At 66.6% G+C, this 26,655-nt stretch carries 20 protein-coding genes; 10 read left to right on the forward strand and 10 right to left on the reverse strand.

Features of this window, described 5'->3' with window-relative positions; all coding sequences use genetic code 11:
- Positions 1–11: 11 nt before the first annotated feature.
- The gene (locus tag MC380_RS09115; protein ID WP_242164299.1) at positions 12–1,427 is read right to left on the reverse strand and encodes a serine hydrolase; all 1,416 of its coding nucleotides are present in this window, start codon (positions 1,425–1,427) and stop codon (positions 12–14) included.
- Between the two features lie 284 nt (positions 1,428–1,711).
- Between MC380_RS09115 and MC380_RS09120 the strand changes: the two genes are divergently transcribed.
- Together MC380_RS09120 and MC380_RS09125 are read left to right on the forward strand one after the other, a co-directional pair.
- A complete protein-coding gene (locus MC380_RS09120) occupies positions 1,712–2,620 on the forward strand; it encodes a DUF1080 domain-containing protein (RefSeq protein ID WP_242164300.1) in 909 nt (302 codons plus the stop codon).
- A gap of 124 nt (positions 2,621–2,744) precedes the next feature.
- Positions 2,745–5,147: a GH92 family glycosyl hydrolase gene (locus tag MC380_RS09125; protein ID WP_242164301.1), complete on the forward strand. Its 2,403-nt coding sequence runs from the start codon at positions 2,745–2,747 to the stop codon at positions 5,145–5,147.
- Positions 5,148–5,192: 45 nt separating this feature from the next.
- On the opposite strand, the gene MC380_RS09130 is transcribed toward MC380_RS09125, so the two are convergent.
- A complete protein-coding gene (locus tag MC380_RS09130; protein ID WP_242164302.1) occupies positions 5,193–7,160 on the reverse strand; it encodes a sugar-binding domain-containing protein in 1,968 nt (655 codons plus the stop codon).
- A 326-nt stretch (positions 7,161–7,486) separates the two neighbouring features.
- Between MC380_RS09130 and azu the strand changes: the two genes are divergently transcribed.
- The 4 genes from azu to MC380_RS09150 all read left to right on the forward strand — a co-directional run bounded on the left by azu (position 7,487) and on the right by MC380_RS09150 (position 13,350).
- On the forward strand, positions 7,487–8,104 hold the full coding sequence (gene azu / locus MC380_RS09135; protein WP_242164303.1) for an azurin: 618 nt from the start codon (positions 7,487–7,489) through the stop codon (positions 8,102–8,104).
- Positions 8,105–8,228: 124 nt separating this feature from the next.
- Entirely contained in the window at positions 8,229–8,996 is a 768-nt protein-coding gene (locus MC380_RS09140) for a ScyD/ScyE family protein (RefSeq protein WP_242164304.1), read from the forward strand.
- A gap of 453 nt (positions 8,997–9,449) precedes the next feature.
- The gene (locus tag MC380_RS09145; RefSeq protein ID WP_242164305.1) at positions 9,450–10,850 is read left to right on the forward strand and encodes a glycoside hydrolase family 27 protein; all 1,401 of its coding nucleotides are present in this window, start codon (positions 9,450–9,452) and stop codon (positions 10,848–10,850) included.
- A gap of 40 nt (positions 10,851–10,890) precedes the next feature.
- A complete protein-coding gene (locus MC380_RS09150) occupies positions 10,891–13,350 on the forward strand; it encodes a glycoside hydrolase family 127 protein (protein WP_242164306.1) in 2,460 nt (819 codons plus the stop codon).
- Between the two features lie 124 nt (positions 13,351–13,474).
- Here the strand turns inward: MC380_RS09150 and MC380_RS09155 are convergent, their stop codons facing one another.
- Together MC380_RS09155 and MC380_RS09160 are read right to left on the reverse strand one after the other, a co-directional pair.
- Positions 13,475–14,986 (reverse strand): acetyl-CoA hydrolase/transferase family protein, encoded by a 1,512-nt coding sequence (locus MC380_RS09155; RefSeq protein WP_242164307.1) that lies wholly within the window; start codon positions 14,984–14,986, stop codon positions 13,475–13,477.
- 22 nt (positions 14,987–15,008) lie between these two features.
- Complete coding sequence (locus tag MC380_RS09160) at positions 15,009–16,049, reverse strand: LD-carboxypeptidase (protein ID WP_242164308.1); 1,041 nt, start codon at positions 16,047–16,049, stop codon at positions 15,009–15,011.
- 141 nt (positions 16,050–16,190) lie between these two features.
- Here MC380_RS09160 and MC380_RS09165 point away from each other — a divergent pair, with 141 nt between their 5' ends.
- The 3 genes from MC380_RS09165 (at position 16,191) to MC380_RS09175 (ending at position 19,690) form a co-directional block, all read left to right on the forward strand.
- The gene (locus MC380_RS09165) at positions 16,191–17,558 is read left to right on the forward strand and encodes a M14 family zinc carboxypeptidase (RefSeq protein ID WP_242164310.1); all 1,368 of its coding nucleotides are present in this window, start codon (positions 16,191–16,193) and stop codon (positions 17,556–17,558) included.
- Between the two features lie 125 nt (positions 17,559–17,683).
- On the forward strand, positions 17,684–18,076 hold the full coding sequence (locus MC380_RS09170) for a GFA family protein (RefSeq protein ID WP_242164312.1): 393 nt from the start codon (positions 17,684–17,686) through the stop codon (positions 18,074–18,076).
- Between the two features lie 465 nt (positions 18,077–18,541).
- Positions 18,542–19,690 carry a diguanylate cyclase gene (locus MC380_RS09175; protein WP_242164314.1) on the forward strand — a complete coding sequence of 383 codons (1,149 nt, stop codon included), beginning with the start codon at positions 18,542–18,544 and terminating at the stop codon, positions 19,688–19,690.
- A gap of 78 nt (positions 19,691–19,768) precedes the next feature.
- Here the strand turns inward: MC380_RS09175 and MC380_RS09180 are convergent, their stop codons facing one another.
- From MC380_RS09180 to MC380_RS09200, 5 genes are all read right to left on the reverse strand, one after another.
- Positions 19,769–20,248, reverse strand: coding sequence for an META domain-containing protein (locus MC380_RS09180; RefSeq protein WP_242164315.1), 480 nt, complete (start codon positions 20,246–20,248; stop codon positions 19,769–19,771).
- 87 nt (positions 20,249–20,335) lie between these two features.
- Entirely contained in the window at positions 20,336–20,764 is a 429-nt protein-coding gene (locus MC380_RS09185; protein ID WP_242164874.1) for a VOC family protein, read from the reverse strand.
- A 352-nt stretch (positions 20,765–21,116) separates the two neighbouring features.
- Entirely contained in the window at positions 21,117–21,428 is a 312-nt protein-coding gene (locus MC380_RS09190; RefSeq protein ID WP_242103578.1) for an NIPSNAP family protein, read from the reverse strand.
- A 510-nt stretch (positions 21,429–21,938) separates the two neighbouring features.
- Positions 21,939–22,553, reverse strand: a complete 615-nt coding sequence (locus tag MC380_RS09195) for a DUF6448 family protein (protein ID WP_242164317.1) — start codon at positions 22,551–22,553, stop codon at positions 21,939–21,941.
- A 254-nt stretch (positions 22,554–22,807) separates the two neighbouring features.
- Positions 22,808–23,374: a hypothetical protein gene (locus MC380_RS09200; protein WP_242103576.1), complete on the reverse strand. Its 567-nt coding sequence runs from the start codon at positions 23,372–23,374 to the stop codon at positions 22,808–22,810.
- Between the two features lie 669 nt (positions 23,375–24,043).
- Between MC380_RS09200 and MC380_RS09205 the strand changes: the two genes are divergently transcribed.
- Positions 24,044–25,021, forward strand: a complete 978-nt coding sequence (locus tag MC380_RS09205) for a hypothetical protein (RefSeq protein ID WP_242164319.1) — start codon at positions 24,044–24,046, stop codon at positions 25,019–25,021.
- Between the two features lie 89 nt (positions 25,022–25,110).
- Here MC380_RS09205 and MC380_RS09210 read toward each other — a convergent pair whose 3' ends face one another.
- Positions 25,111–26,274 (reverse strand): serine hydrolase domain-containing protein, encoded by a 1,164-nt coding sequence (locus tag MC380_RS09210; RefSeq protein ID WP_242164321.1) that lies wholly within the window; start codon positions 26,272–26,274, stop codon positions 25,111–25,113.
- Positions 26,275–26,655: the final 381 nt, after the last annotated feature.

The raw sequence follows: 26,655 nt of genomic DNA on the forward strand, positions 1-26,655 counted from the left end.
GCTCCGCCACTTCATTCGACCCTGAGAAACACCTGCCCGCGCCAGAAGATCTGGCCGGCGTCGGCATCGCAGCGCAGCGGCTCTGGCGCCTCCAGGATGTCGGTCGATGCGGCAAACACGCCTGGCTGTGCAGGCTCGAGCTCCAGCTGCAACGCGCCGACCTGAGCATTCAAGCCGGGTGCATCCTGGTACACCCGCATCGTTCCGTACAGCGGGTTGCCGAACTGGCCCGTGCAACGCTCGAGCGCTGCGGCATCCGGCCGCCAGGTCCATCCGCCCCATTGCGGATCGGCGCGGGCTTCTTCGGCGTCGCTACGACGCCCTGCTGCCTTGGCCTGGACCTTCGCCGGATAGGCTTCCAGCGCCTTGCGCAGACGTCGGTCCTCGTCGGGTTGTCCTGTCGCCAGACCGATGAAGGACTTCAGCATCTCCAGCATCAGGCCTTCCATCGCGCTGTCGCTGTTGGCCATCAGCGACAACCCCGCCCGCGCCGTAGGCACCAGCACGGTCACGGACACCGCGCCGTTGTACGAACCCGGATGCAGGAGCGCCTGCTGGCCACGGTAGGTGCAGCTATACCAGCCCAGGCTGTAGCCGTTGCAATCGATTTCCCCATCGGCAAGGTTCGACTCGGCGATCGGTCGCTGCGAACGTTGCAGCGCGGCGGTGGTAAACACGCCATTCGAATCGGCGGTGCCCAGGTTCAGCTGCATCCAGCGGGCCATCGCCCTGGGCGATGCCACCAGACCACCCGCGGCATGCATCAGGGCATCGGGTTTAGGCGGCAGCACGTGCCATTGCGCGCCATCCCACTGGTGATTCCAGGCCAGGTGCGCGGCGGGCACGGTGGAGGTGCGCGGCGAAATGCCCTCCAGCGCCAGCGGGCGCAGCAGCGCGCTGTCGAGCCAGTCGCGCCAGTTGCGGCCGGTGCGGGCTTCCAGCGCCGCGCCATAGATCAGGTCGCCGATGTTGGCGTAACGGAAGCCCGCCTCGCGCGGCGTGACCTCGCTCGCCAGCAACGCCGGATACTCGGCCGCGGGCACATCGCGGACATAGGCGGTGACGACATTCAGCGTGCTCGTGGAAAGGCCTTCCTGGTGCGACAACAGGTCGTCCATCGTGATCCGGTGCGGGTCCGCGGGCGTTGGCAGGCGCAAATCCGGCCAGACGTCGGCCAGCATCGTCGACAGGGGCAATTCGCCGCGCGCATCCAGCATCGCGCCCAGCAGCCCCATGAAGGATTTGGTCTGCGACGCGATGTAGAAGCGCGTATCCGCATCCGCCGCCACTGCGGCATTCGCGCGCGCGCTGCCACCCACGTGGATCCATGGCGTCGCATCGCCTTGCACGATGACGGCCGCCATCGCCGGCGCACTGCCCGGGACGCGCAGCACGGCATCCACCGCGTCCTGGATCGGCGCGCTCAATGCAGGCGCGACTCCGGGGAGCGCATTCAGCGCAGTGGGTGCCGGTGTAGTGGCTGCCACCACTCCCGAAGCGCATGGCAACAGCGAGAGCAGCATAAACCGTGCACACTTCACAGACTCGAACACGCAGCACCCCGTCATACGGTGGGCGCCATCGCCCGTCCGTGCTGGAGATACGGGCACCGATGTTCCGGTTGCGCATCGACCGCGTAATGGGTTGTGATGCCACCTGGCTCCGGAAGCCCGGTCCAGACGCTCCGCTTCCCCAAATACAGGACTGACGCATGCATCCACGTTCCAGCCTCATCGCCCGATCGGGCCGCTGCATTCTCCTTTGCGCCGCACTGTTCACTGCCGGCGCCGCGGCAGACACACCGGCTGAGAAGGAAGAATGGATCACGCTCTTCAACGGCCGCGATCTCAGCGGATGGACCCCGAAGATCTCGCATCACGCGTTGGGGGACAACTTCGGAAACACGTTCCGGGTCGAAGATGGGCTGCTCAAGGTGCGTTACGACCAGTACAAGTCTTTTGACGGCAAGTTCGGGCACCTTTTCTACCAGGAGCCATATTCCTACTATCGTCTGGTGGTGGAATATCGCTTCGTCGGTGAGCAGGCGCCGGGCGGCCCCGGGGATTGGGCCTTGCGCAACAGCGGTGCGATGCTGCATTCCCAACCCCCGCGCACGATGGAGCGCGACCAGGACTTCCCCATTTCCATCGAGGTGCAGTTTCTCGGCGGGTTGGGTGGCGGCAAGGCGCGCTCGACATTGAACCTGTGCACGCCGGGGACCGATGTCGTGTACCAGGGTTCGATCTATCCCGAGCATTGCCTGGAGTCGGCTTCCAAGACCTACGACGGCGACCAATGGGTGCGCGCCGAGATGCTCGTGCTCGGCAGCGGCCAGATCACGCATTTCGTCAACGGCGAAAAGGTGCTCGAGTATGCGTTGCCGCAATTTGGCGGCGGCACCGTGTCGAATTTCGATCCGGCGGCCAAGCCCGACGGAAAACTGATCGAAGGCGGCTACATCTCGCTGCAGAGCGAGTCGCATCCGGTCGACTTCCGCAAGGTGGAGCTGCTCAACCTGGCCGGCTGCATGGACCACAACGCGAGCAACTACAAGCGCTATTACGTCAAGTCCGTCCCGGAAAGCTGCGTCTACGCGAAAGGCTCGAAACCCGCACCGTAACCCCGCTTCGCGTCGTCTCCGTGCAGCCCGGCTCGCCGGGTCAATGAATCGCTCGCCGGGATCCGCTCCTGGCCTCGTCACCACCTACGGCGCAGGGGAGTGCCGTACCCGCATTGGAAGAACGATGGAGAAACCTGCCGCACGTCACCGATATCGCACCACGTCGCACCGGCACCGGTTCATCGTCGTAGCGGCCGCGCTCGTGATCTCCGCGCTGACTGGCGCGGCTACTCTGCATGCCCAGGAGAGCGATGCGACGCGACGCGCGAAGCATGCGGTCGACGAAGCCAATCCCCTGGTCGGCACGGCGCCGCTCGATCGGCGGGAGCTGATCGGCAACGCGCCACCGCCCGGCGAGCCGCTGTATTCGGGCATCACCTCGCCCGGCGCGCGCCTGCCCCATAGCTCGGTCGAGGCCGCGCCGGTCAATGTCAACGTCGAGCTCACCTATCCGACGGGCGTGGCGACGCCTTATCACTATCCCAATCCGACGATGATCGGCTTCACCGGGGGAGGCGGCCCATCCTATGGCGCCCGGGCCCAGCCCATCGTCATGCCGGTGGTCGGCGACTGGACGGTGCCGCCGGTCTATACCCAGGCCTGGTACGACAAGGCCGGCGAAATCGCCTCACCCGGCTACTACTCGGTGTTCCTGGACACGTTCAAAACGCGGGTGGAGCTGACCGCGACGCAGTGGACCAGCCTGATGCGGTTCACCTTCCCCGCCACCGATCGTGCGCATGTGATCGTGAATCTTTCGGGCCGCGGCGGCGCTGTGGAGATCGTCGGCGACCGGATGATCCGCGGCGTGGCTGCCGCACAGCGCGATCGCGAGGCTGTGGACGGCCGCTATTTCGTCGCGGAATTCTCCCGGCCGTTCACCGGCCATGGCACGTTCCGCAAGGCGCCCGGCGAAGCCCGCGGCTATGGCATCGGTGACAAGGACGTGGCGCCCGGTACCCGCAAGGTGGAAGGTAGCTTCGCCGGCGGCTATCTCGACTTCGCCACCCGCAACGGGGGGACGGTGCTCGTCAAGATCGCGCATGGCACGAGCTATGCCGACGCCGAGCGGCGCCTGCGCGAAGAGAATCCGGGCTGGGACTTCGACGCGGTACGCGGCAAGGCGCGCGCGGCCTGGGCGCAGCTGTTCGATCGCGTCGAAGTCAACGGAGGTACGTCGAAGCAACGCGAGATGTTCCATTCGACCCTGTTCCAGTCCTTCGCCAGTCCCCGGCTCGTGGCGCGCAAGGGCGAACGGTTCGTCGACACCAATGGCCACCCTCGCGTCGCGGAGCACGATCGCTACGGGCCGGTGCCCTTCTGGGATACCGGCCGCAACCAGATCGTGCTGCTGATGCTGCTCGAACCGCGGATCGTGCAGGACATCATGCGCTCCGAGCTCGAGATGGCGCGCGAGCGCGGCTACATGAACACCTCGTTCCACGCCGACAATGCCGTATTCCTGTACGGCGGCGCCTGGCACCGCGGCATTCCGTTCGATTACCGCGCGGCCTATGCCTACCTGCGCAAGAACGCGACCGACCCCAAGGGCCCTCGCGATTACCTGGACGAGTACCAGAACAAGGGCTGGATCTCCGACATCGTTCCGAACGAAAATCCAAGCCCGCCCTATGCCGGCGGCAAGGCGGGCGCGGCCAAGACGCTCGAATACGCATGGGACGACCATGCGCTGGCCGACTATGCGCGACGGCTCGGCGAGCAGGACGACGCGGATCTGTTCCTCGGCCGCGCCGCGAACTATCGCAATGTGTTCGATCCCTCGGTCGGCTTCGTCCGCGGCAGGACCAAGGACGGCAAATGGATCGCGCCGTTCGATCCGGCCGAGCCCTATTACAACTTCATGATGAAGGAAGCCTCGGGCTGGTCGACGCTGTGGCTGGTGCCGCATGACGTGCAGGGACTGATCGACCTGCTGGGCGGACGCGAGGCGTTCAACGCCAAGCTCGATGCCTTTTTCGGCACGCCCTACAACCCGAAGGGCATCTGTCGCGACTGCACCGGCATGGTGGGGCAGTACGTTCACGGCAACCAGCCCGACCAGCAGGCGCCGTATCTCTACGCCTGGAGCGGCCAGCCGTGGAAGACGCAGGCGCTGGTGCGCCGGATCCTCGCCGACATGTATGGCAGCGATGCGAGCGGCTACGGCTACGCCGGCATGGACGACCAAGGCGCGACGTCGTCCTGGTACGTGCTGAGCGCGATGGGCTTCTATCCCGTCGATCCCTCAAGCCCGCACTACGTCCTCGGTAGCCCGATCTTCGACCAGGTGAGGCTGCGCATGGGCAACGGCAAGACCCTGGAGATCGTCGCGCGCGACAACTCGGCGCGGAACCTCTACATCCAGTCCGCGACGCTCAACGGCAAACCATGGAACAAGCCATGGTTCAGCCATTCCGACATCGTCAACGGCGCCAGGCTGGTGCTGACGATGGGTCCGGAACCGAACAGGGATTGGGGCAGCGCTCCGGACGACGCGCCGCCTTCGATGTCGCGGGCTACGCCGTGATGCGGGCGTCGGATCGGCAATCTCCTTTCTAGCCTCTCTCCGCTTTCACTCCGCGCCGCGTTCGAACAGCGGCGCGTGGATTCTGGCGAAGCTTTCGGCGGGAAGTTTGCTCACCTCGCGATCGTAGGTGAGCAGCCCATTCACCTCCCCCTCGACATCGCTCGTCTGCGTATACACCGCCGCGCTCAGGCCGAGTTCGCGCGCCTGGCGGATGACTTCCGCATATTTGCGCTGATAGCGCTGCAGGTAGTCGTCTCGATCCGTGGCGGTCTGGTAACCCCAGTTGCGCTGGTCGGGAAACCACAGATGCCCCTCGACCGGCAGGCCGATGCCACCGAACTCGCCGAGGACGATGGCGCGACGACGGTTGTGCGAAGGCGCGTTGGGCACTTCCTCGTAGGTATGGATGTCGAAGATGTCCGATCCGGCATCGCCGGTGTCGAGCCAGCCGCTGGTCTTGTTCACCGTGCGGCTCGGATCCAGCGCCTTGACCATGTGACCGAGCCGCGTGGAGGCGTACTGGCCCCAGCCCTCGTTGTTCACCACCCAGGTGACGATCGAAGGGTGGTCGCGCAGGTCGCTGATCATGCGCAGCAGTTCGTACTCGAACTCGTCGGTGACCCGCGCCGGCATCAGCGCTTCATCGGACGCCTTCGGCCGCACGAACTGGTCGAGGCTGTCCTCTTCCTCGCCCGAGGGCATGTCCTGCCAGATCAGGATGCCCATCGTATCGGCGAGGTAGTAGTAATGCGCCGGCTCAATCTTGATGTGCTTGCGCAGCATGTTGAAACCGGCCTTCTTCAGGAAGTCGATTTCGTACGCGATCGCCTCCTCCGACGGCGGCGTCAGCAGGCCATCCGGCCACCAGCCCTGGTCCAGGGTGCCGTTCTGGAATACAGGCCGGTTGTTCAGCAGCAGCATCGGCTGCCCAGCCACCTTGCCTGGGCCTAGCGAACTCTTGCGCATCGCGAAATAGCTGCGCACCGCGTCGAGCGGGGCACCAGTCACCTGGGCCGTGCGATACGCCTCGGCTTCGGCCTTGGTGATCAGCGCCTCCTCGCGCGGGCCGTTCTCCAGATGCTGCAGCGGATCCGTCACCGCAACGAGCTCGACATCGAGATCGTAAAGATACGGATCATCGGGCGACCACAGCCGCGCATTGGACACCGGTAGGCGTGCCCTCCGGTTGGCACGGACGATCGTGGAGGACACGGTCTTGCCGCCGACCTTCGCGGTAATACGCACGGCGTGCCCGTTGCCGGTGCTGCGGTTGAGTACCACATCCACATCCAGCGCGCCCGCGTCGATATCCGGCGTGACGTTCACGTCCTCGATGTGCAGGCTCGGCACGGGCTCCAGCCATACCGTCTGCCAGATGCCGCTGACCGGCGTGTACCAGATGCTCTTCGGAGTGAGCTGTTGCTTGCCCCGCGGTTGGGCGCCGGCCGAAGTCGGGTCTGTCACCTGGACAACGAGTTCGTTGTTGCCGGGCTTGAGGTAATCGGTGATGTCGAAGGCGAAGGTATCCGAACCGCCGCGATGCGAGCCGACCAGGCCACCGTTCACCAGGACGTGCGCCTCGAAATCGACGGCGCCAAAGTGCAGCATGATCCGCTCGCCCAACCAGTCCCCAGGGACGGCGAAACTGCGGCGATACCAGATGCGGTCTTCGGGCCCGACCTTCCGCGCCACGCCGGACAGCTTCGACTCGACCGCGAACGGCACCAGGATCCTGCCGTCCATGCGCGTGGGCCGGGGCTCTGCCTTGGGACGGATCGCGTAATCCCATTCGCCGTTGAGGTTGCGCCAGCGCTCGCGCCTCATCCCAGGTCGGGGATAGCTTTGCCACGCATTCTCCGGCGTCACCGCACGCCCCCAGCGCGTCACCAGAGCGCTCGTATGGACAGCATCGTCCTGCGCCGGCAGGGCGACCTGCGACCAGGAGTAGCACGGCAACAGCGCCAGCACCGCAGACGCGAATGCGAGAGAGAGGCGAACCACCAGAGTTTTCACGATTCGGATCCTTCCTTTTGGGGGCCGGCCCGCGAAATCGCCGACCTCGCACTGGATTGCTGAAAAGCGCTCGATGCGTGCCGCCACCGTGGGCGCGATCCGAAACCGTAACAAAGGGCGCGGACGAAGTGGACCTTTCCCTCGCAGTCGTCTCTGGCCTTCCGAGCCGGAAGCCGCGCCCGAGCCATCGTTCGTCAGCTTGGCCAGGTTGGTCGCCCGCGATGCGGCAACCGGTCCACATTGAACGGTGGCGATTTCCACGATTTTCACGCATTGCGACTCGCATCAGGCGATCATTGCCATCGTTTTTGACCCAGGAGACCCCGATGAACCTCAAGCTCGCCCTGCTCACCGCGTCCTGCGCCCTCGCCCTGGCTGCCTGCGGCGACCGCAGCGCCGATACCGCGGCGGACACCGCCACTCCCGCTCCGCCCGACACCGCCGAGCCAGCACCGGCGCCGGCGGAGCCCGCACCGGCCGCGGACGCCACCGCCACTACGCCGCCTCCTGCCGCAACGCCCGCACCAGCGAGCGGCGACAAGCCCGCTGCGGTGGTCACCGACTGCGCCACCGAGATCGAAGGCAACGACGCCATGCAGTACAACGTCGGCTCCATCACGGTCCCGGCGTCGTGCACCGAGTTCAAGATCACCCTCAAGCACACCGGCCAGCTGGCGGTGGAGGTGATGGGTCACAACGTGGTCATCAGCAAGGAAGCCGACGTGCAGGGCGTGGCGGGCGACGGCGTTTCCGCGGGCGTGGCCGGCGGCTACCTCAAGGCCGACGACGCGCGCGTGGTCGCGAAGACCGAGCTGATCGGCGGCGGCAAGACCACCTCGGTGAGCTTCCCGGTGAGCAAGATCAAGGACGGCGGCCCGTACACGTTCTTCTGCAGCTTCCCGGGGCACGCCGCGTTGATGCGCGGCACCATCAGCGTGCAATAAGCGCCGGGCTCGGACCCGCCCGGTTCGGCCGACGGGCGGTGTCCGACTGCGCAGCGGACAGGCGTTGACGGGGGTACAGCGTCGCGGGCTCGCAGTGCCGCGTCCCCCAGCGCCGGAGGCTCCCATGCGCCCTGCCCTCATCCTCGCAGCTTCTCTGTTCCTCCCAACCCCGGCCTTCGCCGCATCGGTCGATGTTGTGATGTCCGGGCTCGACAACCCGCGCGGACTCGCTTTCGCGCCCGACGGTGCGCTGTACGTCACCGAAGCAGGGCGCGGCGGCGCCAGCCCCTGCATCAGCATGCGCGGCATCGCCGCCTGCTATGGACCGACCGGCGCGGTGAGCCGCCTGCATCGCGGCCGGCAGGAACGCGTGGTCGAAGGACTGCCCTCGATCGCCGACGCTGCCGGCACCGAAACCGGCGGACCCAACGACATCTCGTTCCAGGGCAACGTCGGCTACGTCACCATCGGCTTCGCCGGCGTGGCGCCGGCCATGCGCTCCGAATTCGGTGCAGCCGGTAAGGTCTTCGGCCACCTGCTACGACTCAATCCGGGTGGCACGTGGCAAGTTGTCGCCGACGTCTCTGCGCACGAGCAGGCGACCAACCCCGCCGGCGGCCCCATCGAAACCAATCCTTTCGCGGTACTCGCCGAACCGGGCGCGCGTCTGGTCACCGATGCTGCGGGTAACTCCCTGCTGCGCGTGGCGGCCGATGGTTCGATCACCACCGTGGCTACGTTCCTCTCGCGGCCGTTCGCAGCCACCGACGCCGTGCCGACCGGATTCGCGCGTGGCCCCGATGGCGCGATCTACCTGGGCCAGCTGACCGGCGTCCCCTTTGCCGACGGCGCAGCCAACATCTTCCGCATCGCACCCGGCGGATGCGACTGATTGGCAGGAAAAGACAAAATGAACCTCACCCCTAGCTCTGGGCTAGAAGCGCCACCCATGCGCCGGCTGCTCAGCTTCCAATCCCATACGCCGCGCTAACGCACGGAAGCGCGGCCGTTGCGCAGGCGGTGTGGCACGGAATCGGGCGGGCCGAGGCTGAGTAGGTCTTCTGCAGACGCGGGACATCAAAGGGACGGAGGGGATTAAGTAGCGCTTCGAGCTCGCTCGCTTAATCGCCTCCGTTCCCTTTGATTCCGTGCTCTGTGATCCCGCCCGCGCCACGACATTGGCCTTGCCACTTGGCTGGCCGCGCGGGGCCATGTCAACTTGGCATGGCTGCTGCGAATCTTTTCATTGGACCACCGGTCACTGTCCGCCCTAACCTGCCCCCATGACGCGGCCTTGCGCGTTTTCTGCTGCCGCTGTCGAACCGTCAGGGGTACAGGAGGGTCCATGCGTCAATCGAACTTTCTGCGACTTCTAGGTGTCCTGCTGCTCACCGGCAGCCTGTCTGTGGTTTCTGTCGCGGCAATCGCCACGCCGCCATCGAACGATTTCCATCAATGGGCCGCCACGCCCCCGTTGGGCTGGAACAGCTGGGATGCCTTCGGCACCACGGTCACCGAAGCGCAGATCAAGCAGCAGGCCGACTTCATGGCCGCCAAGCTCAAGGCGCACGGCTGGCAGTACATCACGGTGGATATCCAGTGGTACCAGCCCACGTCCAAGGGTCACAGTTACGAGGAAGGCGCCAAGCTGGCCATGGACGGTTTCAGTCGCCTGGTGCCGGCGCCGGAGAAGTTTCCCTCGGCCGCTGGCGGCCAGGGCTTCAAGCCGCTGGCCGACTACGTGCACGGGAATGGGCTGAAATTCGGCATCCACATGATGCGTGGCATTCCGCGCCAGGCGGTGAAGCAGAACACGCCGCTGCTGGGCACGCATCTGCGCGCCGCGAACATCGCCGATATCAACAGCATCTGCACCTGGAACCCGGACATGTACGGCGTGGACATGTCCAAACCGGGTGCACAGGCCTACTACGACTCGCTGATGCAGCAGTTGGCCGATTGGGGCGTGGACTTCGTCAAGGTCGACGATCTCAGCCGTCCGTACGATCAGAACCGGGCCGAAGTCGAGGCCATCCGCAAGGCGATCGACAAGACCGGCCGGCCCATCGTGTTCAGCACATCGCCGGGCGAGACCGCCTTGTCCGCCGGCGCTCACGTCAACCGGCATGCCAACATGTGGCGGATCAGCGACGATTTCTGGGATCGCTGGGAACTGCTGCTGGCTCAGTTCAAGCGTCTGCATGACTGGACCCCGTACCGGATCGCCGGCGCCTGGCCGGATGCGGACATGTTGCCGCTGGGCATCGTCGAGTTCGATCGTCCTACCCGTTTCACCCGCGACGAGCAGATCACGCTGATGACCTTGTGGAGCATCGCGCGCTCGCCGCTGATCCACGGCGGCGACATGACCCGTACCGATCCGTTCACGCTGTCCTTGCTCACCAACGATGAGGTGCTCGCCGTCAACCAGCACAGCGCGCACAACCGCCAGCTGTTCCGCACGGACGACGGGCTGATCGCCTGGGTCGCCGATGCGGAAGACGGCAGAGCCAAGTACCTGGCGGTGTTCGATACCCGCGACGCCAGCGCCGCAGCCACCGGCAGTCGCCCGGTCCCGGTGGAACTGGCCGCGCTGGGACTGCAGGGGCAGGTGCAGGTGCGGGACCTGTGGAGCCACACGCCGCTGGAGCCGGTGAGCGGCACGTTCAAGCCGCAGGTCGCACCGCATGGCGCGCGACTGTTCCGTCTCACCCCTAGCGCCGACTCGCCGTCGTCAAAACCGTGACGACGTCGCATCGTCAGGCTCCACCGCACGTTGATCCTTCATGATCATCGACTACGCCAACGGACTCAGTCGACGTACTTTCGTCAAATCCCTGGCCTTGGCCGCAGCCGTGCCGAACTTTGCATTGGCCGGTCGTACCGTCGATGCCGGTACCGATGTCACCCGCTTGTTCGCGCTTGCCGATGTCAGCCTCGGCGAGGGCGTGTTCGCCCACTCCCACGCGATCAACCGTCGCTACCTGGCCGCGTTGGCGGTCGACCGCCTCGTCGCGCCGTACCGGATCGAAGCGGCGTTGGCGCCGCGCGCGCCCAAGTATCCCAACTGGGAGTCGATGGGTCTAGAGGGACATACGGCCGGCCACTACCTGTCGGCCCTGGCGCAGGAAGCGGCGCAGGGCGATGAGGAGATGCGCCAGCGCCTCGACTACATGGTGGCGGAACTGGCCGCGTGCCAGCAGGCCAATGGCGATGGCTACGTGGGCGCCGTGCCCAATGGCCGCGTGCTGTGGAACAGCGTCGCGGCAGGAACGGTCGATGCCAGTTCGTTCTCGCTGGGCGACGCCTGGGTGCCGTTCTACAACCTGCACAAGATGTTCGCCGGCCTGCGCGATGCCTGGTGGCATGCCGGCAACCCCCAGGCCCGCGAGGTCCTGATCGCATTCGTCGACTGGGCCGACCGCCTGGTGGCCGGACTCGACGAGCAGAAGATGCAGGCGCTGCTCGCCACCGAACATGGGGGCATGAACGAGGTGCTGGCCGACGTCTACGCCATCACCGGCGAGCGCCGCTATCTGGCCCTGGCACGACGGTTTTCCCACCGCGCCCTGCTCGACCCGCTGCTACGCCGCGAGGACGCGCTGGACGGCCTGCACGCCAATACCCAGATCCCGAAAGTCGTCGGCTTCGCCCGCATCGGCGAACTGGACAACGACCAGGCCTGGATCGATGCGGCCGCCTACTTCTGGGAAACGGTCACCCGGCGCCGCAGCATCGCCTTCGGCGGCAACAGCGTGCGCGAGCATTTCAATCCTGTCGGCGACTTCAGCGCGATGGTGGGATCGCCGGAAGGGCCGGAAACCTGCAACAGCTACAACATGCTGCGGCTGAGTAGGCAGCTGTACCGGGTGGACCCGCAGCCGCGCTACGCGGACTTCTACGAGCGCACGCTGTTCAACCACATCCTCTCCAGCCAGCATCCGCAGCACGGCGGCCTGGTCTACTTCACCCCGATCCGTCCGCGCCACTACCGCGTCTATTCGCAGCCGCAGGAATGCTTCTGGTGTTGCGTGGGCACCGGCATCGAGAGCCACGGTCGCCATGGCGTCTTCGCCTATGCCCATGACGCGCACTCGCTGACCGTCAACCTGTACATGGCATCGCAACTGCAGTGGCGCGAGCGAGAACTGGTACTGCGCCAGGACACCCGCTTCCCGGACGAGGAAACGAGCCGGCTGTCCCTGCAGCTGCGCAAGCCGCAACGCTTCGGCCTGCGCCTGCGTCACCCGCACTGGTTGGAGGGACCGCTCAACGTACGCGTCAACGGCAAGCCATGGCCGCTGCGGTCCACGCCCTCGTCCTATGCCAGCATCGAACGCCTGTGGGCCAATGGGGATCTCGTCGAAATCGATCTTCCCATGCACACCCGCGCCGAAGGATTGCCGGACGGTTCGGACTACGTGGCGCTGATGCATGGCCCGATCGTGCTCGCCGCCCGCACCGGTACCGAAGGCCTGGACGGCCTGATCGCCGACGATGGCCGCGGCAGCCACGTCGCCCCGGGGCCGTTGCTGCCGTTGGACCGCGCGCCGATGCTGGTCGGCAATCGCGATGCGCTGGCGGCGCAGGTCAGGCGGGTACCGGGACGCCCGCTCACCTTCGAGGCCGGCGGACTGATCCGGCCCGCCGCCTTCGGCGGGCTACGGCTGGAGCCGCTGTTCCGCGTGCACGACTCGCGCTACATCGTGTACTGGCGTACCGCCACTGCATCGGCCTACCCCGCCGTGGTCCGCCAGATCGAGGCCGCCGAACGCCAGCGACAGGCGCTGGAGGACCGCACCCTGGACCAGGTGATTCCGGGCGAACAGCAGCCCGAGGTCGACCACCAGTACCAGGGCCCGGACAGCCGCACCGGTGTGCGTGTCGGGCGCCACTGGCGCGACACGGGAAAGTGGATGTCCTACCGGCTGCAAGCGCCGGACGGTACCGATTCGGCCACCGCCCTCGAGCTGCTGCTCACCTTCTATGGCGGAGACCACAACGAAGGCTTTGAGCTGCTGGCCGATGGACGCCGGCTGACGACGATCAGCCTGCAGGGCGACGCGAAGGACACGTTCGTCGAGCGCAGGATTTCCTTGCCTCTGGAGCTTGGTCGGGCGGCTGCCACCCGGGGAATCACCGTCAAACTGGTGGCCACCGGCGGGCGGCGAACCGGCGCCCTGTTCGGCCTGCGCCTGTTGCGTGCCGAGGCAAATGAAGACCCCGTGCCATCCGAGGGAGATTAGTTCCTGCGGTTCCCGGCGCGCACCCGCGTAGTGCGGACATGCCCGATCCATTCGGAGTACACAGCGTCGTGGTCTGGCGCCTGCCTTTCGCGCGTTCCCTACGGTCAGAGCGTCCGAAGAAGAATCAGGCGCGCATGCTGCCGGTATCCAGGTAACGCTGGTGCCAGGACAGGGCTTCGGGCAGCAGGTGCGGGGTGTGCTTGCCGCGGCTATCGCGGCAGGCGCGTTCGAAGTAGTCGGCCAGCATCGGCCGGTACTCGGGGTGCACGCAGTTGGCGATGACCACGCGGGCGCGCTGCTTGGGCGAGAGCCCGCGCAGGTCGGCCAGGCCCTGCTCGGTCACCACCACGCCCACGTCGTGCTCGGTGTGGTCGACGTGGCTGACCATCGGCACGATCGCCGAGACCGCACCGCCCTTGGCCGTGCTGGGCGACAGGAAGCACGACAGGAAGCCGTTGCGGGCGAAGTCGCCGGAGCCACCGATGCCGCTGATGATGCTGGTGCCGGCGACGTGGGTGGAATTGACGTTGCCGTACAGGTCGGCCTCGACCATGCCGTTCATCGCGATGCAGCCCAGGCGGCGGATCAGTTCGCCATGGTTGGCGATCCCCTGCGGGCGCAGCACGATGCGGCTGCGGTAGCGGTCGATGTTGCGCACGAACTCGTCCACGCTCTCCGGGCTGAGCGAGAACGATGTGGCCGACGCGACCTCGACGACGCCCTCGTCGATCAGCGCGAGCATTCCGTCCTGGATCACCTCGGTGAACGCAGTGAGTCCGCGGAAGCCCCCCTCGCGCAAGCCCGCGAGCACGGCGTTGGCGATGTTGCCCACGCCAGACTGCAGCGGCAGGAGCTTTTCGGAAAGGCGGCCGGCCCTGATCTCATGGCGGAAGAATTCCACCAGGTGTCCGGCGATGCGGCGCGACACGTCGTTGGGCGGATCGAAGTGGCCGATGCGGTCGGGCGCGTCGGTTTCCACCACCGCCACCACCTTGGCCGGATCCACGCGCAGGTAGGGCTCGCCGATGCGATCGCCCGGATGCAGCAGCGGGATCGGCTTGCGATGCGGCGGCAGCGCGGTGCCGTAGTAGATGTCGTGCATGCCATCCAGGCCCAGCGGCTGGCGATGGTTGACCTCCACGATGACGCGGTCGGCGAGATCCAGCCAGGTCTTGTTGTTGCCCACCGACGTGGACGGCAGCAGGCGGCCGTCGGACAGGATCGCGGTGGCCTCGATCACCGCCACGTCGATCGTGCCCAGGAATCCAAACGCCGCGTACTGCGCCACGTGGCCCAGGTGGATGTCCATGTACTCGATCTCGCCGCGGTTGATGCGCGCGCGCAGCTCCGGGTCGGACTGGTACGGCAGTCGGAAATCGATGCCGCCAGCGCGCGCCAGCGCTCCGTCCAGCTCCGGGGCGGTGGATGCACCGGTCAGCACGCGCAGGCGGAACGGCACGCCGAGCTCATGCGCCGCGCCGATCCGCGCCGCCAGCGCCAGCGGTACCGCCTTCGGATAACCCGCGCCGGTGAAGCCGCTCATGCCCACGGTCATCCCCGGCCCGATCAGTGCCGCCGCTGACTCCGCGTCCATCCGCCTGGCCGCCAGGCCCGCGTGGGCGATGCGCTCGCTCATGGTTGTCGTCCGCTGCGCCCGCTCAGGCCTGGCCGAACACCGGTTCCAGCAGGCGGAAGCGGCCGGCATCGGCATCCAGTTCCACCCGGCCGCCGACGGGGACGATGAACTGCTCGCGGATGTGCCCGATCATCGCGCCGCGATAGGCGGGGATGCCCAGCGGCTTGATGTGGTCGTCGAAGATCTGGTCCAGCGTCAGCGAGCCGTAGCCGTCGCCCGGATCGCAATCGGTGCACTCGCCGAAGACGAAGCCGGCGATCGCGTCCAGCGCGCCCATGAGCTTCAGCGTGGTGAGCATGCGGTCGATGCGGTACGGCGCCTCCGACACATCTTCCAGGAACAGGATCTTGCCCTTGAAGTCGGGCAGATAAGGCGACCCGGCCAGAGCCGTCAGCACCGCAAGGTTGCCCCCGATCAACTCGCCACGCGCCTTACCGCCGGTGATGGTGAGGGTGCGGTTCTTGCGGGGTACCAGCTCGTCGCCGGCGTCGACGATGTTCTGGTACTGCATCAGCTCGCGATCGAAGAACACGCGCCGGAACTGATCCACATTGAAGCGATTCCAGCTGCCGGCGCCGATGGGTCCATGAAAGGTTACCAGGCCGGTCCGCGCGTGGATGGCGCAGTGCAGCGCGGTGACGTCCGAGTAGCCCAGCAGCACCTTGGGATTCGCCCGGATGGCGTCGTAATCGAGCATCGGCAGCAGCCGCGCAGCGCCGGACCCGCCTCGGACGCAGACAATGGCCTTGACCTGCCCGTCGGCGAACATCGCATTGAGATCGCCGGCGCGCCCGGCATCCGTACCCGCCAGATGCCCATAGCGCGACGCGTAATGCTCGCCGGTCTTCACCTTGAAGCCCAGCGCCTGCATCGCCTCCTGGGTCAGCTGCAGGCTGAGGCGTTCGTCCGTGGCAGAAGACGGGCTCACCAGCGCAACGGTATCGCCCGGCGCGAGAGCCGCGGGCAGCAATCGCCGGCGCGGCGCCGCGATCGCGGCCGCACCGCCCATGAGCGGCAACAGGGTTGCCAGCGCCGCGCTTCCGATGAAGTTCCGCCTGTCCATGCCTTTGCCTGCCGACCGGAATGCGGAGCAGGTTAACGCAAGGATCAGGTACGCGTGGCGATCCGGCTCGAGCACGCAATGCCGTTTGACAACACACGTGGCGCCTCCGAGCATGCGGGCCGGTCATGGAGCATCGCCATCATGTCTCGCTTCCTCGCGTTCTCCCTGCTGATCTTCTCGCTGGCGTGGTCGACGGCATCTACGGCCCGCGAAGCCGAAACGGCGCCGGTATCCGCAACCGCGGAAGCGATGCCGCCACCCCCGGACTGGCTGGGCGCGCTGGATGCGCTCTACGACGCGCGTGTGCGGGTGGCGGACCTGGAGGACCGGACATTTTCGCCGGAACACTGGTGGGCCGTCGCCGGGCCGCTGGCGACCGCAGCGCGCGGCTTCCGGACCGAAGAACTCGGCCGCAGTGCGGAAGGCAGGCCTTTGCGCCACGTGTGGTGGGGACGAGGCGGCAAGCGGGTGCTGCTGTGGTCGCAGATGCACGGCGACGAAAGCACGGCGTCGATGGCGCTGGCCGACCTGTTCCGCTTTCTCGGCGAGCACCCCGGCCACCCGATCGTGCGGCGCCTGCGCAAGAGCACCGCCCTGCACTTCCTGCCGGTGATGAACCCGGACGGCGCGGTGCGCTTCCAGCGCCGCAACGCGCAGGGCATCGACGTCAACCGCGATGCGCGGGCGCTGGCCTCGCCGGAGGCGCGCGCGCTGCATGCGCTGCGCGAGCGCCTGAAGCCGGCATTCGGATTCAACTTGCACGACCAGCAGGTAGGGTACCGTGCAGGCGACTCCGGCAACGGCACCGCCATCGCGCTGCTGGCGCCGGCCTTCAACGAAGCCCGCGACGTGGATGCCAGCCGCGCTCGCGCCATCGAAATCGCCGTGGCGATCCGCGCCGTGCTCGAGCCCTACATCGGCGGTCATATCGCCCGGTGGGACGACACCTTCAACCCGCGCGCCTTCGGCGACCTCACCGCCAGGGCCGGCGTGTCCACGGTGCTGATCGAATCGGGCGGCATCCAGGGCGATCCGCACAAGCAGCGCCTGCGCAAGCTCAACTTCCTCGCCCTGGTCGGCGCGCTCGACGCGATCGCCAGCGGCGCGCACGCGGGCCTGCCGCGCGCCCGCTACGACGAATTGCCCGAGAACGGCGAGGTCTGGCCGGACCTGCTGGTCGCGGGCGGTGCGCTGGCGCTGCCCGGGCAGCCGCAGGCCAGGGTGGACCTGCTCATCGACTTCGCACACCCGCTGCTCGAGCGCGGCGGCACCATCGCCGACATCGGCGACCTGGCCGACGTACGCGCACGCCGCACCATCGACGCCACCGGCCTGTACATCGTTCCGTTCGATCCGCCGGGCGCCGCCTTGCGCCAGAGCCCGAGGACACTCGCCCCCGACACGCCGGCCTATTTCCATCTCAGCCGCGACCCGCGGGGACGTGATGTCGTCTGGACGCTGGCCGGGGACGTGGATCCGACGAAGCCGGAGCCGGCGAGCGGGTACTGATGTCTGCCGTGCGAACCGTTGACCGTAGCTTCGCGCCGCGAACAGTCTCTGCGGAACAAACACGCGCACGCGCGGCGCCCGCATTCATAAACATTGCCCCACCTGGTTAGAGAAGGAGACTCGGTATGGAACGTTTCACGGGCAGCTGCCTGTGCGGCAACGTCCGGATCGTGGCGTCGGGGCGTCCGTACCGGGTCGGCCTGTGTCACTGCCTCGATTGCCGCAAGCATCACGGCGCGCTGTTTCACGCGTCTGCCGTGTTTCCCCAGGATGCAGTGACGATCGATGGCGAAACCCGCGACTACGCCGGGCGATTCTTCTGTCCCCGCTGCGGATCATCGGTGTTCGGGCGCAGCGCGGACGAGGTCGAGATCAATCTGGGATCCCTGGATGCGCCCGACCAGCTGACACCCACTTACGAACTCTGGACCGTGCGCCGCGAGACCTGGCTGCCGCCGTTTCCGCTTTCGAAACGCTACGAGCGCAATCGCGACGCGACAGGGCGCTTCGAGCCGTAGACGCCGGGGCGCGAACCACACGGGAACGGAGGCACTCAAGCCAAGCGCTGCACTGCGTTCGACTTATTGCCCTCTTCAGACTTGCGCGGAGCGACAAGGCCGAAAAGCCATTCTGGGACAGGAGCCGCAGCGCACAGCAGTGATCAGCTGCGACGATGACCATCGTCGCGCTAGAAACTGAACAGAGGCGCTTCGACCTGCAGCCACCTGCGCCGCGTTCACGCGGTGAGGAGCTCACCCCAGTGATCATGGATGCAAGCGAAATTCGCCACGCGTGCGAAAACCGGAACGCGACATGCCATATCTGTTGGCCGAACCCGACATGGACGGACTGGGCACCAAGCGGCGTAGTTACCGGCTTGTTGTGGCTGCGGCCCGCGGCGAGACGCGAGACGGGGGGCATGCAGCGTACGCAAGACCGATGGTGCGGGTGCGCTATGCGGGAGCAAGCCGCAGGCGTTGAATATGATCGATCACCAGCCCACTTCGATCGAGGACGGTACTGGCCAGGGAACGCGCCCGCGCGCGTCGGGCCCCTATTCGAGGTTCGGTGTACATGCTGCGTGGGCGAACAGGCTGAGGGGGAATTTCCACCTCGCGATCGTCGTGCTGTTCGGCGCAATCACCGTGTTGGGCATTACGCCCTTCGCGATCTACCGGTTCGTCAACGGCCAACCGCTAATCGCGGCAATCGACCTCATGATCGTGGCATGCATCAGCGCGGGCTCCATCTATGCCTGGCGCACGGGCCGCAGCAAGGGCTCGGCGATCTTCGTTGCAATCACCTATTCGATCGGCTGCATCGCGGTCGCGCATCTGGCCGGATTGTCTGGCCTGCTCTGGGTGTACCCGGTCCTGGTGGCCAACTTCCTGCTCGTGAGCCGCTGGCCGGCAGTAGGGATTTCCGCGATCGTGATCGTCGCCGTGGCCTTTGGCGACGCGGCGCTGACGACCGACGCGCAGATGCTCATGTTCGTCGTCACGTCGTTGGTGGTGAGCCTGTTCTCCTTTGTCTTCGCCTCCCGCTCGGAGCTGCAGCATTCCCAGCTTGAAGCGCTCGCCTCGCGCGATCCGCTGACCGGCGCGAGCAACCGCCGTGGCATGGAAGCCATGCTGGAGGCCGCGATGGCCTCCAGCGTACGCACCGGGAAGCCGCTCAGCCTGCTCATCTTCGATCTCGATCGCTTCAAGCAGATCAACGACGATTTCGGCCATGAAGCAGGCGACCAGGTACTGGTTCAGGTCGCCGATGTGGTGCGCGGCTCCACCCGCACGGACGATCGATTTTTCCGCCTCGGTGGCGAAGAATTCGGGTTGCTGCTCCCCGGCGCGGACGCCGCGACGCTATGGGGCATCGCCGAAAGCCTGCGCGAATCGGTGGAGAGCGAAGTCCAGTGCCACGGCCGAAACGTCACCATCTCGATTGGCGCTTCACGTTTCCGTCCCGGCGAATCCGTCAGCGACTGGCTGTCCCGCACCGATGCCGCCATGTATCGCGCCAAGCGTTCCGGACGCAATCGCTCGGTGTTCGAGGACGATGTCAGGCTAGGCAGCGATGCCGCTGTCCCGGCGTTCCGGGCCGGACGGCCAACAGAGCAGGTCGAAAATGGGTAGCTCGGATACGCACAGCAGCTGATCCGCCGCGATGATTGCCTGCGCCGTCCATTCAACGATGGCTTACCAATACGGCAGTCACTGCGGCGGACGTACGGCCACCCAGTGACTGCTGCGTCCATTGGCGTGGTCGAGTGTGAGTTGCTCCGGGTAGCTTTCGGCGATGCGCCACTGCGCCACGCCTTCCAGCAGATCTGAGACGGCGGTATCGGCTGCCATCAGCGCCTGATCCTGGCAGGCCATGAGCGTGCTCTGCATTTCCAGCACGCGCAGCCGCCCGTCGCGCTCGATACGATAACGCCCGCCGATGTGGTTGCAGCCGCCTTCCACGGCGACGCGATCGCCTTCGAAGACCAGCGCATGCACGGCGCGGCCCCCGGGCAGCACCGCAGCGATCGGCTGACCGCCGGCATCGCGCGCGCCCTGCAGGGCCCATCGCCCGACCTGCGTGAGCGGGTTGGGACCAGCGGCTGGAGACCCCGGATCCGGCCCCATTCCGCCGGCGCATGCCGCCAGCAACAACAGCGAAAGCATTCCTGCAGAGCGAGGCATGGTCATGGCGCGGTACCGGATGGGTTTGGCCGCCAGCTTACGTCGGGACAGCAACAGGTGGGAGCGTTAGCGTAGGGCGGGCTCAAGCCCGCCTTACATGGATTTCGAGTCCGCTGCGGTCGTGTTCACCATCCACGGCACGCCAAACCGGTCGACCAGGCTGCCGTAGCCCGGCGACCAGAAGGTTTCGGCGAAATCCATCACCACCGTGCCGCCTTCCTTGAGCGCATCGAACCAGCGGCGCGCCTGGTCGGCGTCTTCGGTGTGCAGGGTCACGTCGAAGCCGTTCTTGGGCTTGTCGATATTGGGAGCCCACTCCTTGTCCATGTCCGCCCCCATCAGCGCCTGGTCGCCGACCTCGAGCCAGCAATGCATCAGCCAATCCTTGTACTTCGGATCGGTCACCGGCATGTCCGGCGGCGCCTCGCTGTAGGGATGGGCGGCGATGATCTTGCCACCCAGGACTTTCGCGTAGAACTCGAACGCCTCGCGACACTGGCCGCGGAAGCTGAGACTGGTCACGATCTTCAAGACGAATCCTCCTTCGCGTTGTCAGGCAGGCCGGGCATCAGCCGAGCGCGTACGCGCCCGCGGCTTTCCGGCGCCGCAGGCTGCCATAGCGGTGTTTAAAGCCGCATGACGAAGAGGTAATGCCCATGGCATGTTCCATCCGTACCCGCAGCAACAATCCTCCGGGGCCCCGACGATTCCGCGACGTGGCCGAGCCCCCACGTTCCGCCGGTATCCGGTCCGCGCATCTCCACCCCCGCTCACGTCATCCGATAGGCGAATCCGACCCCAAAACCTGCGCCCAATTCGCGCTGCCAAGCCATGCGCGGCTGGGCGAAGGTCCGCCCTACAGGCCGATGCTGGCTCAGTCTTCGGCGAACAGCGGACGCATGAATGTCCGCTCATAGCGCAGTACGCAGCCAGATTCGTCGCGGATCCTGTCGGCGGCGAGGAACTCGGGATCATGGCCGAAGCGTGCGCGGTAGCGCTCGTAGCTCGCCAGGCTGTCGAAGCTGAAAAGCGCCAAGGCCTTGTCGCTGGCGCCTTCGCCCGGCAGGAAGTAACCGTGATGTCGCCCGCCATGCAGGTTCACCAGTCGCATCCATTCCCTGGAAAAGCGTTCGAACGCCTCGATCTTCGCAGGGTCGATGGTGTAGTGGACGACGCAGGTAATCATGGGCGTTTGCCGCTGGAATGAAATGCAGTCTAGCGCAGACGACCAGGCCCCTTGCAGCACAGGGCATTCAATCTCTGGAGGCAGCGCCCGAATCGACTTCGACCAGGCGAAAGCGGGTCTTCAAGGGCCCCTCGACGTCACGATTGAGGTCGCGCACCACGACTTCGACGGCGCATCCCCCACTGCACTCGCGCACCAAATGCAACCGCGATTACCGTCGCCGCGACGTGCGCGTACCAATTTCCAGTACGTGACATATGAGCCGCTCTGCCCGGGCGTCGGAATCGTGCGGTGCAATGCCTTTCCTTTTGCGCCTGCGAATGCCTCGCCGCCGACTCCATGGTGAGAATGCACAAACCCTCACAGACAAGCTTCGAATGCAACGAATGATCGCTTCAAAAACGTGCGGCGCGACAACGATCCATGAGCCCACCCTGGCATCTGGAATAAGGAGTACAGACAAATCGCGACGCCAACCCGCGTCGGCCGCCCAAAGGCAAACGCCAGGCATCAATTCCTTTCGTCTCCTTCGATGACCGGCTCTTCGTGGTGGACATGCGCTGCGCCGCGCCGGGTCAGGCGATCGGCGGACTCGACGAAATGGATGTAGTCCACGTACGCCGCGACATAGGCGCGTCCCGCCTCGACGTTGTCGCCGGCCCGTTGCCTGAGCTGCAGAGCGTGCTCGAAGCGTGTCGCGATGCCGTCGGCGAGCCGCGCGGAGAGTTCCTGCGACAAGTGGACGACAGCGCCGGATTCAAGCGCGCGATCCGCGGCCGCGATACCCGGGTCCACCGCGCCTGCGGGCTTCAGCCCGGTGAATCCTTCACCCTCGCCGGCGCGATGCACCCGCACCAGGGTTTCGAAGAAATAGCGATCGGCCAGCTGCCGCGCCTCGTCTCCCTTGGCGCGCACCGCAAGCGCGGCGCGGAAGGCTTCGCGGATCTCGGCTTCCCCCGCCGGTTCCACCCACTTCAGCACGGGGGTCGGATCGCCGCGCTCCAGCGCCAATCGCGCGTCTCGGACCACGGGGCCGTCGAGCGCATCGCAATGAGCGCGCGCCTCACCCGCGCCGAGGGCCATCGCAGCGACCAGGGACAACAGCAACAGGCGTGGACCAGACATGACTCCTCCGCCGGCTGGCAACCAGATGGCCATGCCGGCGCTACGGATGCTGCCCGCTGCGACTCCCCACGACATTGATCTGGGTCAGGAAGAGCGACCGCCCTCTCGTGACATGGATGGCTGCAATGCAGCAACGTAAGCCGTGCCAGGTCGAAGGCCTCAGCCGCGAGTCATTTGACGACGAGCCTGAGATGCGCTCCGCTAACCGGGCGACGCCAGGCAAGACCTGACTGCCTCCATCCGATTCCCTGTGGTCACTTCCTCGCGGGATCGAGCGCTTCCGCCAGCGCATCCAATGTGGCCAGCCGATGCTGAAGCTCGGCGTCCGACAGCCTGCCCCGCTGGTGTTGCCACGCGAATCGGTCGCGGTATTGTTGCAGGGTGCTGGTGCGCGGGACGAGGTCGTGCACATTGCGCGGCATGGCGCGACGTGTTTCGATCTCGCCGAGGACCCGCTGCCACTCCGCATCGGGGATCAGGCGCGTATGGCCCTGGTCCGGCGCTACGGCGGCGGCGCGGACGTTGTGGAAACGGTACGCCGCGTAGCAGGCCGCACCGAGCCAGAGCCAGACGGACAGCTTGAGCCCCTGGCCGCTGGTGACGCTGAGGGCGGTCATCACGGTACCGAGCGCGACCCAGAGCAGACCGACATTGCGCAGCAGCAACGCCTTGCGAATACGGCCGGGCGCGGTGCGGTCGATTGCGGTGCGGCCGGACGATGGCGAGCGGTTACCGGCGTCGATCGCGACGCGGGCGTCCGGCGCCTCTTCGCCGAAGGCCGAGCCGATGTTGCCGGAGTTGTTCTGCTGCCTAGCTTCCAACCTGTTTCCCTCGGGACGATTCCTACCCTGTCGCGGCCACCCCGAAGCACGGGATGCCGGCGATCTCGCGTCGCGGGCCGTCTGACGCCCAGCTCCGGCGCGCGGACCTCCCAAAAAGGGACGCAAGAAAAATGCCAATGCCTTGAATGGCGACACGCACCAGGAACGCAGGGCGGGCCAGTTCGCCAGTTCCGACTTCGAACGCGACAGCGAGGGCCAGCGGCCTGCCGCCAAACAGCCTGGTCGATCCGCGAAGTTCCAGAAAATGTGTGCGCCGTGCAAAGCCGTTCGGTGCATGGTTCAACAGCCGCCGTTACGCTGTCAGTGGTCCGCCGGTTAGGGCGCGGTTACGATGCGGCAGGATGGCCCCTTGATGGCTGCCCGCAGCGCAACGCCGGGCTGCACCTGACAACGCAACGGCACTGCGCTTTGCCGGACCGCGGGCCGGCGAGCGGCTGATCAAGCCCGCCTCGCGCCAGGCGCGTCGGTGCGAGGTCCGCCGTCCATCCAGTCGCAGGGATGCGCGCCCCGCTCCACCCGCGTCAGAAAACGACGAACGCTGTCAGCCGGGTACCCGGCCTTGACCTGTGCCCATGGATCGGTGTCGGCATCGCCATCGGGCGGGCGAATTGCCTCCTTCCCGATCGATGCCCGGACGCCCATGCCATCATGAAGCCGACCCCGCCAGCGGCCAGACGCATGACCGACGAGGACGAACTCAGGGCGCTGCACGAGCGCGCCTATGCGGCGATGGATCGCGGCGCGCTGGCCGAGGCATCGCGCGACTTCGACGCCCTGCTCCAGCGTGAGCCCGGCGACGACGCCTACCATTACATGCGTGGGCTGGCGCACAAGTACATGCTGGACTGGCCGGTCTCGCTGCAGCACAACCTGCGCGCGATCGAGCTGGCCGACGAGGAGAGCGAGGCCCAGCATTGGAACGCGGCCATCGCCGCCACGGCGCTTGGCGAGTGGGCGCAGGCGCGACGGCTATGGACCGCCTGCGGCATCCGCGTTCCCGAAGGCGATGGCCCCATCGACGACGACTACGGTGTCGCCGTGGTGCGCCTGAATCCCTGGCACGCCGGCGAAACCGTGTTCATGCGTCGCATCGATCCGGTGCGCGCGCGGCTGCTTAACGTCCCGATGCCGGAGAGCGGGCATCGTTTCGGCGACATCGTGTTGCATGACGGCGCGGCCACCGGCCTACGTTTCGATGGTGAACACCAGGTGCCGGTGTTCAACGAACTGGTCCGCCTGGTCCCGTCGCAGTTTCAGACCTTCGTGGTGTTCGTCAGCTGCGACAGCCGCGAGGACCTGCAACCGCTATTGCGCGCCACTGCGCCTGGCCTGGGCTACGCGGAAGACTGGACGGACTCCGTGCGCTACTACTGCATGCGCTGCAGCTATGGCACCCCGCATCGGCACGACCACGACGACGCGGACGGCTGGCAAGTCGACCGCAACCTGGGCATCGCCGCCCAGAGCCGCAAGTCGGTGGAGAAACTGCTCAGGGATTGGGCAGACTCCGGACAGGATCGCCACATCGAAGGCATCGAAAACCGCGAAATCGAGGCACCGCCGCGCGAGGACGGGCATGTGTGGTGGCGAGGGCCGGAAGAGGATGAGGAAGCATCGGCTGCCTGAGCAAGGCCGATCGCCAGATTGATTTCTTCCGCCCTATCGAATTCGCGCCGTGGGCCCGGGCGCCTCGCGCGTCGGGGCATGGCCTCGCTCTATGGGAAGCGCTTGCCCCCGTCCGCTTTGATGGGTGCCTTGTTGCCTGGTTGCTGCGGCCCCTCGCACCCCTGCCCTCCGGTGGCGGCCGCGCGTGCGCGCGCGACGTAGTCGTTCACCAGCTTGCTGAGCTTGGGAAAGTCGTTGCGGTCGGTGACCGCGCCGGAGATCGTGCGACCCGATTCCGGTTCGCGGGCCACGAGCGTGCCCCAGAAGCCCGAGTGGCCGAACGCCGCAGTGCCGTCGAGGTCGTACTCGAACACGCCGAGCCGGTACGGGCTCCCGCTGGGCAGCCCATCGGCCGACTGCATCAGCGCCAGCGTTTGCGCGCGCTTGAAGACGCGCCCGCCGAGGAGCGCATCGAAGAACACCGCGACGTCGACCGGCGGCGCGACCAGGCCGCCACCACCGTACAAGTCCATCGATGGATCCCAGCCGTAGGTGTCCAGTCCTTCGAACCGCTGGTGCGCACGCGCGCCGCCCACGGGAGATTCGTAGCGTTCCCAGTAGGTTCCCGGCGCGCCGAGCGCGTCGAGCCGCAGCTGCTCGCGTACCGCCTGCGCCAACGTCTGCGCAGTGATGCGCTCGATGATGGCTCCCAGCAGGATGTAGCCGGTGTCAGAATAGGCGAACTTCTCGCCAGGTGCGGCCACCGGATCGGTCCACTCGACCAGGTGATGCAGGTCGCCCTCGCGCGTCCAGCGGGTCTGTGGATCGGCCTTGAGCGTGGCGACGAACTGCGGCGCCTGCGCGTGATCGGCCAGGCCGCCGGTGTGGCTGAGAAGATGGCGCACCGTGATGGCCTCGGTCTTGTAGCCGTCGCTCTGCAGCAGCTTTATCCAGTCGTCAGGCAGATGGCGGCCGATCGGCGCCTGCAGATCGAGGCGTCCATCTTCGTGCAGCCTCAGGGCGGTCGCGGCGACATAGGTCTTGGTGATGCTGGCCAGGCGGAAGCCTTCGTCTCCGCGCAGACCCGCGCCCGCCGCCATGCTGTCCAGAACGCGCGTATCGCGGCTGCCGTCGGGCGCTAGCGTGGCGATCGAGATCTGTCCGGCCCCGTCGCTAAAGGCATGCGCCTGCAACGCCCGGTCGAGGCAGGCATCCGCGGCGCTGGCCGTGGATGCGAGCACGGCAAGGAGCGCGGCGAGCACACAACGCTGCATATCGATATCCCAGGGCGGAAAGCGCGCATTTTCGTCACTGCAGCCGCGCCGGGAATCTGGCATTGGTCACGGGGAATGCAGGAAGCGGCAGCAGAGTCGGACTTCCTGCGTCGGGGCGTAGCAGGAATGGCGATGGCTCGCAGTGTCGAGGCGGCGCAATCCGGCCCCGGCGAGCGCGCGCGCAGGGCGGCGTAGGGCGGGCTCACGCCCGCCTTCTACGAGTTCTTCGCACCCCCAGCCTTGCGCCTCGCGGCCAGACCACGCCCCATTTTCCCCAGAAGCCGGATGGCCGAGGAAGCTAGGAAACGCCGTGAATAAAAGTCGACGCCGACACGTTTATTGCGACCCGCGTTTTTTGCCAACGAACGCAACGCCTGGACC

This window comes from Lysobacter sp. M15 (genome assembly GCF_022662515.1).
Taxonomy (GTDB): Bacteria; Pseudomonadota; Gammaproteobacteria; order Xanthomonadales; family Xanthomonadaceae; genus JAKPBU01.